Consider the following 8,189-nt stretch of genomic DNA (forward strand, 5'->3'; position numbering starts at 1 on the left):
GCCTTCTTTTTTTCCGGTTTTACTAAAACGCGCGATTGCGTAATAGATCATTATGGCTGCCACGATTTCACTCTGATTAGTGGAAAATCGTGTTACTAAAACGCGCGGGACGCCGCTAAAGACTATATAGCCGTTTAGCGGAATTTAGTGTTGCCGCAATGGCTATTTTAGTACGCGATAGCGCGTTGCAGTGGTCTTTCGGGGGGATTAGCTGCGTTTATAAAACCGCCTCTCCGTGAGCACCACCATAGCGCGCCACACCGTGAAGAACCTTTTAATAGGCGCCCCTGGCCGAACCTCGTTAGTCAGGTAACTTCCGCGATGGGCAGCAGTAATACGTAGTGGTAGCAGTAGCAGACACGCGACCGGGATGCCGGCGGACGCTTGGGCGCGGCGCCGGGCCGGCCCGGGCCGTCACGGCTGGAGCCCGGCCTGCTTGTCGCGGAAGAAGGCCCAGGCCTCCTCGGCCACTTCGACGTCGCCGTTCTGCGCCCCCAGCACCATGCGGTACATCCATTGCAGGCGCTTGACCTTGCTCGGCTCCGTGTGGCCGCCCTTCTCCACCCGGATCAGCTCCACCTGCAGCTTGCGGGGATCGGCGCCCCATACTGTGCGCGTGGCGCGCGTGACGTCGGCCACGTCGCGGTGCGGGAATTCCATCGTCGCCCCGGCGGCGGGCAACTGGGCCAGCTGGCGCCATCCAGCCGCCGCGTCCTCCACCGGCACCACCGAGCCGCGCTGGTGCAGCATGACGAATTTGATGTCGCCGCCCGCGTAGGGCACGATGGGGTCGGCCGTACCGGCCACGATCAGGGCCGACACGGGCACCTTGGGCGCGGCGCAGCTGCTGCGGGCCGGCATGGAGGCGCCCACCGTGGCAAAGGCGGCCAGCCGCGCGCCGCTCTCGGTGGCCAGCCGGAAGGCCATGATGCCGCCGTTGGACATGCCCATTACGTACACCCGGGCCGGATCGGCATGATGTTCGGCCACGGCCTGGTCGATCGCGGCGTTGAGGAAGCCGACATCGTCGTTGTGGGGATTGGAGACGGCGTCGGCGCGGCAGTCGTTCCAGCCGGACTTGCCGTCGCTGCCCATGGTGCCGTCCGGCGCCAGCACCAGCAACTGCTCGCGGTCGGCGATGTGCAGCCACATCGACAGCGGTGCCGCGATGCGCTCGCGCCCCAGCACCTGGGCCGCCGAACCGACATGGCCGTGCAGCAGGATGACGAGCGGATGAAGGCCCGGCGCCGGCTGGTCCGGGGTGGCCAGCAGGTAGTGGCGCGCGCCTTCCGGCCTGGCCATCTCGTGGGAAGTGATCCGGGCGGCGCCGGCGGCGTGGCAGGCCAGGGCCAGCAGCAAGGGGGCGGCCCTCAATGACAGGATGGATTTCACGGTAATGGCGCGCCTTTCGTGGGTCCGTTAGCTCCGGCGATACTGCCACAGAACGCCGTGGCGGGCAATCGGACGCGCCCCGCCGGCCCGCGCGTGCCGGCCCGGCGCCACACCAAATGACGAAAGAACGCAACACCTGACTCGCGCGCGCTTGATCCGGCGCGGGTTGCGGCGGCGCTGGCGGCAAGTGGCCGCTGATATAATCCAGCGATGGGAATGACACGTATGACTCGCCGTTTCGCCGCCTGGATAGCGATCCTCGCCATCCTGCTGGCCGCGTTCGCGCCGTCGATCTCCCATGCCCGCGCCGCCGCGCGCGGCGCCGCCTGGGCCGAGGTATGCAGCACGGACGGCGCCCGCATGGTGCTGATCGACGCCGGCCAGGATGGCGGCCAGGATCGCGGCCAAGCCCCCGGGCAAGCGTCCGGCGGCGCCGGCATCGACACTTCCCACCTGGACCATTGTCCGTTCTGCGCCACCCATGGCGGCGCGCCGCTGGCCTTGCCCGGCGCCGAGATGACGCTGCCCGCGTTTTCCGGGCAGGTCGCTCGCCCCTTCCTGTTCTACCACGCACCGCGCCCGCTGCCCATCTGGACGGCGGCGCAACCGCGCGCCCCACCTTCCGCAACGCTCTAGTCTCCCTGACGCCGGCCCGCATGGCACGCAGTGTGCTGCCGCCTGCCGCCCGTTCGCGCCACCTTTCCGCTCTTCCGTGCAGGCCTGGCCTGCGCGCTGCGGACCGGCGCGCCCGCCTGCGTCCTCCACAAAAACAAGACAGTCATCTTGCCGAAGGTTAGTCTCATGAAGTCGCATTACACTGCCAAATACACGCCCAATTACACGCCCATCGTCGCCGCCTTGCTGGCCGCCTTCGTCTCCGGCGCCGCCATCGCCGACGACGTCATCTTCGACGGCGGCCTGCAGGAAGTCGTCGTCAAGGGCGAAAAACGCGCCGCCCCGGCCGCCGTAGCCACCACCGAAGCTGTCACCGCCCTGCAGATCGCGGAGAGCATCAACGCCGTCACCACCGCCGAAGTACTCAACTACCTGCCCAGCATGCACGTGCGCGAACGCTATGTCGGCGACCGCAACGGCGTGCTCGTCATGCGCGTCAACAGCTCGATCTCGAGCGCCCAGACCACCGTGTATGCGGACGACCTGCTGCTGTCCAACTTCCTCAACAACAGCTTCAGCACGGCGCCGCGCTGGGGCATGGTGGCGCCGGCCGAAATCGACCGGGTCGACGTGCTCTATGGCCCGTTCTCCGCGCTCTACCCCGGCAACTCCGCCGGCGGCGTGGTGCTGATGACGACCCATATGCCCGAGCGCATGGAGGCGCACGCCGGCGTCGACCTGATCGGCCAGGACTTCAAGCTGTATGGCACCAGCCAGCATTACAACGGCCACCACCTGAGCGCCGCCGTGGGCAACAAGGCCGGCCCGTGGTCGTACTGGATCACGGCCGACCGTCTCGACAACCACGGCCAGCCGCAGACCTTCGGCACCGCCGCCAAGGCCAATGCCGCCGCCGGCGCCGCCTACACGGCCGTCAGCGGCGAACTGCGCGACACCGACACCAGCGGCAACCCGCGCATCGTCACCAGCGCCATCGGCGCCGACCATACGGTGCAGGACATGGACAAGATCAAGCTGGCCTACGACCTCACGCCCGCCGTGCGCGCCATGTACACACTGGGCATCTGGCAAAGCACATCGCGCACCGACGTCGCCCCCTACCTGCGCGACGCGGCCGGCAATGCCGTCTACAACACGGTGGTCAGCATTCCGGGCAATGCCGCCGCCACCACAGCGGCCAGCCGTGCGGGCAATTACGTCAAGTTCGCCGGCGACGGCAACTACTACACGCTGGCCGGCACCTCGCCCGGCTACAGCGAAAGCCGGCACCTGATGCACGGCCTGTCGCTCAAGTCCGACACGGGCGGCAGCTGGGACTGGGAAGCCATCGCCAGCCTCTACACCCAGGACCTGGACCGCAGCCGCAGCGCCGCCAACACAGGCAGCCTGACCGACTCGGGCACGGGCGCGCTGCGTCCGGCCGGCACCCTCACCGTGGCCGACGGCACGGGCTGGCGCAACCTCGACCTGCGCGGCGTGTGGCGCGCCGACGGTACGACCAAGAGCGCGCACGTGCTCAGTTTCGGCTACCACGTGGACCGCTACACGCTCAAGTCGGTCACGTCGGCCGTGCCGTCGGACTGGCTGTACGGCGCTGCGGCGGCCGCGGCCAGCAGCAATTCCTATGGCAAGACCGAGACCCAGGCCCTGTACCTGCAGGATGCGTGGCAGATGGCGCCGGCCTGGCGCCTGGTGGCGGGCGCCCGTGCCGAACACTGGCGCGCCTTCGATGGCAGCAACTACAACGCCGCCTACGCACCGGCCTACCGGCAGCTGAACTACGCCGCGCGCAGCAACAACGACATCTCGCCCAAGCTGGGCCTGTCCTACCTGGCCAGCGCGGATTGGACGCTACGCGCCGCGCTGGGCAAGGCCGTGCGCTACCCGACCGTGGCCGAAATCTTCCAGGTCATCAGCCTGCCCAACAACGTCAAGCAGAACGATCCCAACCTCAAGCCGGAGCGCGTGGTGTCGGGCGAACTGGTGGCGGAACGGGCCTTCCAGCGCGCCAGCCTGCGCTCGTCGCTGTTCTGGGAGGCCAAGCGCGACGCGCTGATCTCGCAGTCCGACACCACCGTCTTCCCCAACATCTCCAGCATCCAGAACGTGGACAAGGTGCGCACCTACGGCATCGAGGAAGCGTTCGACGCGCGCGACTTGCTCGGCGACTGGTTCATACACGGCCTGGACCTGAACGGCAGCGCCACCTGGACCCGCTCCACCATCACGGGTGACAGCCGCAATCCGGGCCTGGTGGGCACCGACCAGCCGCGCATCCCGAACTGGCGCGCCACGCTGGTGGCGACCTGGCACGCCACCGAACGCCTGGCGCTCAGCCTGAGCTACCGCTACAGCGGGCGCCAGCACAACGCGCTTTACAACACGGCCAGCCGGCAGTACAACGACGTCAATCCCGACGTATATGGCGCCGTCAGCCATTACAGCGTGTTCGACGCCAAACTGCTCTACAACGTGACCGAGCGCTGGTCGGCCGCGCTGGGCGTGAACAACGTGGGCAACTTCAAGTACTACGTCAACCCCAACCCCTATCCGCAGCGCACGCTGTTCGCCAGCCTGAAATACGACTATTGAACGGGACCACGCGATGCAAACGCTATTTTTCAAGGCAGACGCCATGCAGCAAATAACTGAACGCGCCGCCGTGCGGCGCTGGCCCGCGACGGCGGCCCTGATACTGGGCGCCGCCAGCGCCGCCGCCGGCGCGCAGACCGCGCCTGCGGGCCACATGATGAAGGCCGCACGGTCGGCCGAACTGGGCACGGCAGCGGCCATCGATGCGCGCGGCGCCATCTGGACCGTCAGCAAGCAGGTGGACGGGACGGACCAGTTCCTCGTCCTGCAAAAGTCCGACGACGACGGCGCCAGCTGGTCGGTGCCGGCGCGCATCCTGGCCGCGCCGGAACCGATCGCGGCCGACGGCGAAAGCCGCCCCAAGCTGGCGTTCGGCGCCCACGGCGAGTTCTACGTCAGCTACAGCAAGCCGCTCGCCAAGCCCTACACGGGCGAGGTACGCTTCATCCGCTCGCTCGACGGCGGCCGCAGCTTCTCGGCCCCCATCACCGTGCATGCCGACCGCGCCGTCATCACCCACCGTTTCGACGCCATGACGACAGACCCGCAGGGCCGCATCTACGTGGCCTGGATCGACAAGCGCGACGTCGAACAGGCGCGCGCCCGCCAGCAGGACTACACGGGCGCCGCCGTCTACTACGCCGTTTCCGACGACGGCGGTGCCAGCTTCCGCGGCGACTACAAGGTGGCCGACCACAGCTGCGAATGCTGCCGCATCGCCATCACCACCGGCGCGGACGGCAAGGCCATGGCCCTGTGGCGCCACGTATTCGGCGCCAATGTGCGCGACCACGCGCTGGCCGAACTGACGCCGTCCGGCGCCGTGGCCGCGCCAGCCCGCGCCACCTTCGACGACTGGCATGTGGACGCCTGCCCGCACCAGGGGCCGGCGCTGGCCTACGGGGCCGACGGCACCCGCCACCAGGCCTGGTTCACCATCAAGGGCGAAGATGGCGGCGTCTACTACGCCAGCGCGCCGCCCGGCAAGCCGCTGGGCAGCCCCGTCAAGCTGGGCTCCGACCAGGCCGACCATGCCGCCATCGCCGTCGACGGCCGCACCATCGCGCTGGCCTGGCGCCAGTTCGACGGCAAGGCGACGGCGATCCTGGCCCGCGTCTCGCGCGACGGCGGCCAGAGCTGGCGCGAAACGGAACTGGCCCGCACGGCGCAGGCGTCGGACCACCCGCAACTGCTGCGCGGGCGCCACGGCATCGTACTCGTATGGCGCACCCAGGCCGAAGGCATGCGCGTGCTACCCGTCCAACCGGAGGATAAACCATGAAGCGTTTGATCGCGGCCGCACTGCTGGCCATGTCGTTGATGTGCGCCGGCCCCGGCGCCCAGGCCGCCGGGACGCGCCTGGCCGTCGTGCCGTTCGAGGCGGACAGCCTGGCGCAGATCGTGCGCGGGCACGCGGGGCGGCCGTTCGTGCTGATCCTGTGGTCGCTCGACTGCGTGTACTGCCAGGCCAGCCTGAACGCGCTGGCCGAGCAGAAGCGCGCGCATCCGGAGCTCGACATCGTCACCCTGTCCACCGACGGCATGGGCGACGCGCAGACCGACGCGCTGGTGGCGGAGCGCCTGCGCAAACTGGCCCTGACGGGCAACGCCTGGGCCTTCGGCGCGGCGCCGGCCGAACAGCTGCGCTACGCGGTCGATCCCAAGTGGCATGGCGAAATGCCCCGGAGTTACTGGTTCGACGCCCAGGGCCGGCGCACGCCCTATTCCGGCGTGCTCACGGCCGCCACCATCGACCGGCTGAGCGGCAAAGGGCAGCCCTAGCATCGGCATGGGAATGGAACGGGCAGCTGGCCACGAAACAGCGCAGGCGTCTACGCTGAAACCGGCCCGGGAGCCGGAATCACATGGCAAAGTAGGCCTTGTGGTTGCTGGCTGTGTAAAAGTACAGTCTCAAAACTACCGTCAAAAATCCTGTTCTGCGCCAAATCACACTCAGTTTGGTACCTCTAATGCAAGAACCTTATACCACTAGCTTAGTCCTTGAGTCCGTTTGCGCAAGAATGCGCGCCACGCTCGCCGAGGTGATCCGGCTTGTCCTGGCACTAAGTTTTACAAGGTCCTGCTGGCCGCTCGCCACCATTCGGTACACCGTCGCGTGAGAAATTTCCAGCAGTTCCATCACGCTGCTGATCTTGTAGAGCATTGGTGTGCGGTCCGTCCTTTGTTTGGCTGAGACCGGCTTTGGAGGGGGCATATGTGCTCGGGGTTCGAGGCCAGGGAGCGTGCTGAAATCCTGACCACCTCGGGGAATTGACGACGAGCGAACTAAGGTTAAGGAGATTTACCCCGACAAGCGACATAGCTGTCCAGTCGCGTGGTCCTAGACGATGACGAACTACCTTTATTGTTATCATCAGGTGTTATTCGTTCAACGGAGCCTGCGGGGAAATTAACTTGTGAAAATCTCTATTGCGGAAAATATGAGAAACAGGGAAAAATTTGTAGCCTTGATTAAAGTATGAGGAACAGGGTGAAGTTGCAGCCAGTTGAAAAAGCGGACGGGATATGATATCCGCGCAACGGCGATCGATGCAAACACCCTCTTTCGGACTCTAGAGGCAAATATCCATGGGATTCGACGTGCTCGATGCCGATGCGTAACTACGAGTACTATCATAGATATGCTACCGGCAACGAAGACAGGTATCGAAAAAATCGTTTGCCAAATTCTGTACGACGCCATTGCGATGAATGAGATAAGCCTCAAACGGCCCATTACAAGCGAAAATGCGACCAGCTCAAACAATGCCAGAGCACCACTTAGATACTGGCCAAGCTTAGCGATTTTATTAAGTTGCGCTATTGACAAAGTAAAAAAGACGTAGTGTTGTGCAGTATCACCAGACCACCAATGTTGAAGATAAATTTCCATATGTGCGATTAGACCCCAATTACATTTAGGGAAACTTCGTTTATTTTTAAGAATCCAGCCTTTTTTCTGACCAATTCGCCATGTATTGCTGGGTTAATAGAGGTCACTTCATTGTCTATAAAGTTAATGAAGTTGGCATAGTCATTAATTAATATTTCCGCCATTGATCGGCTGAATCCATTTTTTATGAGCGAAATGGTTTTTGGATTGGATGTTCCATATTTTGCAAGTAAATAAAAATTTTCCTCCATCAAATTTAGGTCATTTAAAATATCGATGAATCTAAATATTGTATGACTGAAAAAATCTTCCTCTTCTTTAATTCTAACAATTGCTAAGTTCACCTTTTCATTCAAATTTTTATTAGCCATAAAAGTGAATGATTTACGATGACTGCCTTCTTTTTCGGTATCGCCCCATCCCCCAACGAAGACGGGCGTATCAGCTGGCAAGGCTTCCCAGTAACGAATAAAGCGACTGATCATTAGGGTTAATGGAGTATTTTCTATGCTCCAGTCTAAAAACATCGCATAAAAAGTTTGAGCTTTATCGCTTCTGAGTCGAATAAGACTATTTTTCCCAACTTTACTATTTTCATCTATGAACGCAACAAAAGCGCTATATATAACGTACATCAATGAATTAGAATCTTTTATTAGTCCGTTCTCGTTGACGT

At 63.2% G+C, this 8,189-nt stretch carries 7 protein-coding genes; 4 read left to right on the forward strand and 3 right to left on the reverse strand.

Going from position 1 to position 8,189, the window contains the following annotated elements; genetic code table 11:
* Positions 1-414: 414 nt before the first annotated feature.
* The gene (locus AC3WOS_RS28155) at positions 415-1,392 is read right to left on the reverse strand and encodes a CE1 family esterase (protein WP_492720580.1); all 978 of its coding nucleotides are present in this window, start codon (positions 1,390-1,392) and stop codon (positions 415-417) included.
* 225 nt (positions 1,393-1,617) lie between these two features.
* Between AC3WOS_RS28155 and AC3WOS_RS28160 the strand changes: the two genes are divergently transcribed.
* From AC3WOS_RS28160 to AC3WOS_RS28175, 4 genes are all read left to right on the forward strand, one after another.
* Positions 1,618-2,028 (forward strand): DUF2946 family protein, encoded by a 411-nt coding sequence (locus AC3WOS_RS28160; RefSeq protein ID WP_492720582.1) that lies wholly within the window; start codon positions 1,618-1,620, stop codon positions 2,026-2,028.
* 165 nt (positions 2,029-2,193) lie between these two features.
* On the forward strand, positions 2,194-4,620 hold the full coding sequence (locus tag AC3WOS_RS28165) for a TonB-dependent receptor (protein ID WP_492720584.1): 2,427 nt from the start codon (positions 2,194-2,196) through the stop codon (positions 4,618-4,620).
* Positions 4,621-4,663: 43 nt separating this feature from the next.
* Positions 4,664-5,902, forward strand: coding sequence for a sialidase family protein (locus tag AC3WOS_RS28170; RefSeq protein WP_492720586.1), 1,239 nt, complete (start codon positions 4,664-4,666; stop codon positions 5,900-5,902).
* The gene (locus tag AC3WOS_RS28175) at positions 5,899-6,402 is read left to right on the forward strand and encodes a TlpA family protein disulfide reductase (protein ID WP_492720588.1); all 504 of its coding nucleotides are present in this window, start codon (positions 5,899-5,901) and stop codon (positions 6,400-6,402) included. Before AC3WOS_RS28170 ends, AC3WOS_RS28175 begins: the two co-directional genes overlap by 4 nt.
* Before the next feature lie 199 nt (positions 6,403-6,601).
* On the opposite strand, the gene AC3WOS_RS28180 is transcribed toward AC3WOS_RS28175, so the two are convergent.
* On the reverse strand, positions 6,602-6,784 hold the full coding sequence (locus AC3WOS_RS28180) for a hypothetical protein (RefSeq protein ID WP_492720590.1): 183 nt from the start codon (positions 6,782-6,784) through the stop codon (positions 6,602-6,604).
* Positions 6,785-7,521: 737 nt separating this feature from the next.
* The coding region (locus AC3WOS_RS28185) for a hypothetical protein (RefSeq protein ID WP_492720592.1) at positions 7,522-8,189 on the reverse strand (668 nt) is incomplete at its 5' end.

This window comes from Rugamonas sp. FW305-51 (assembly GCF_058786935.1).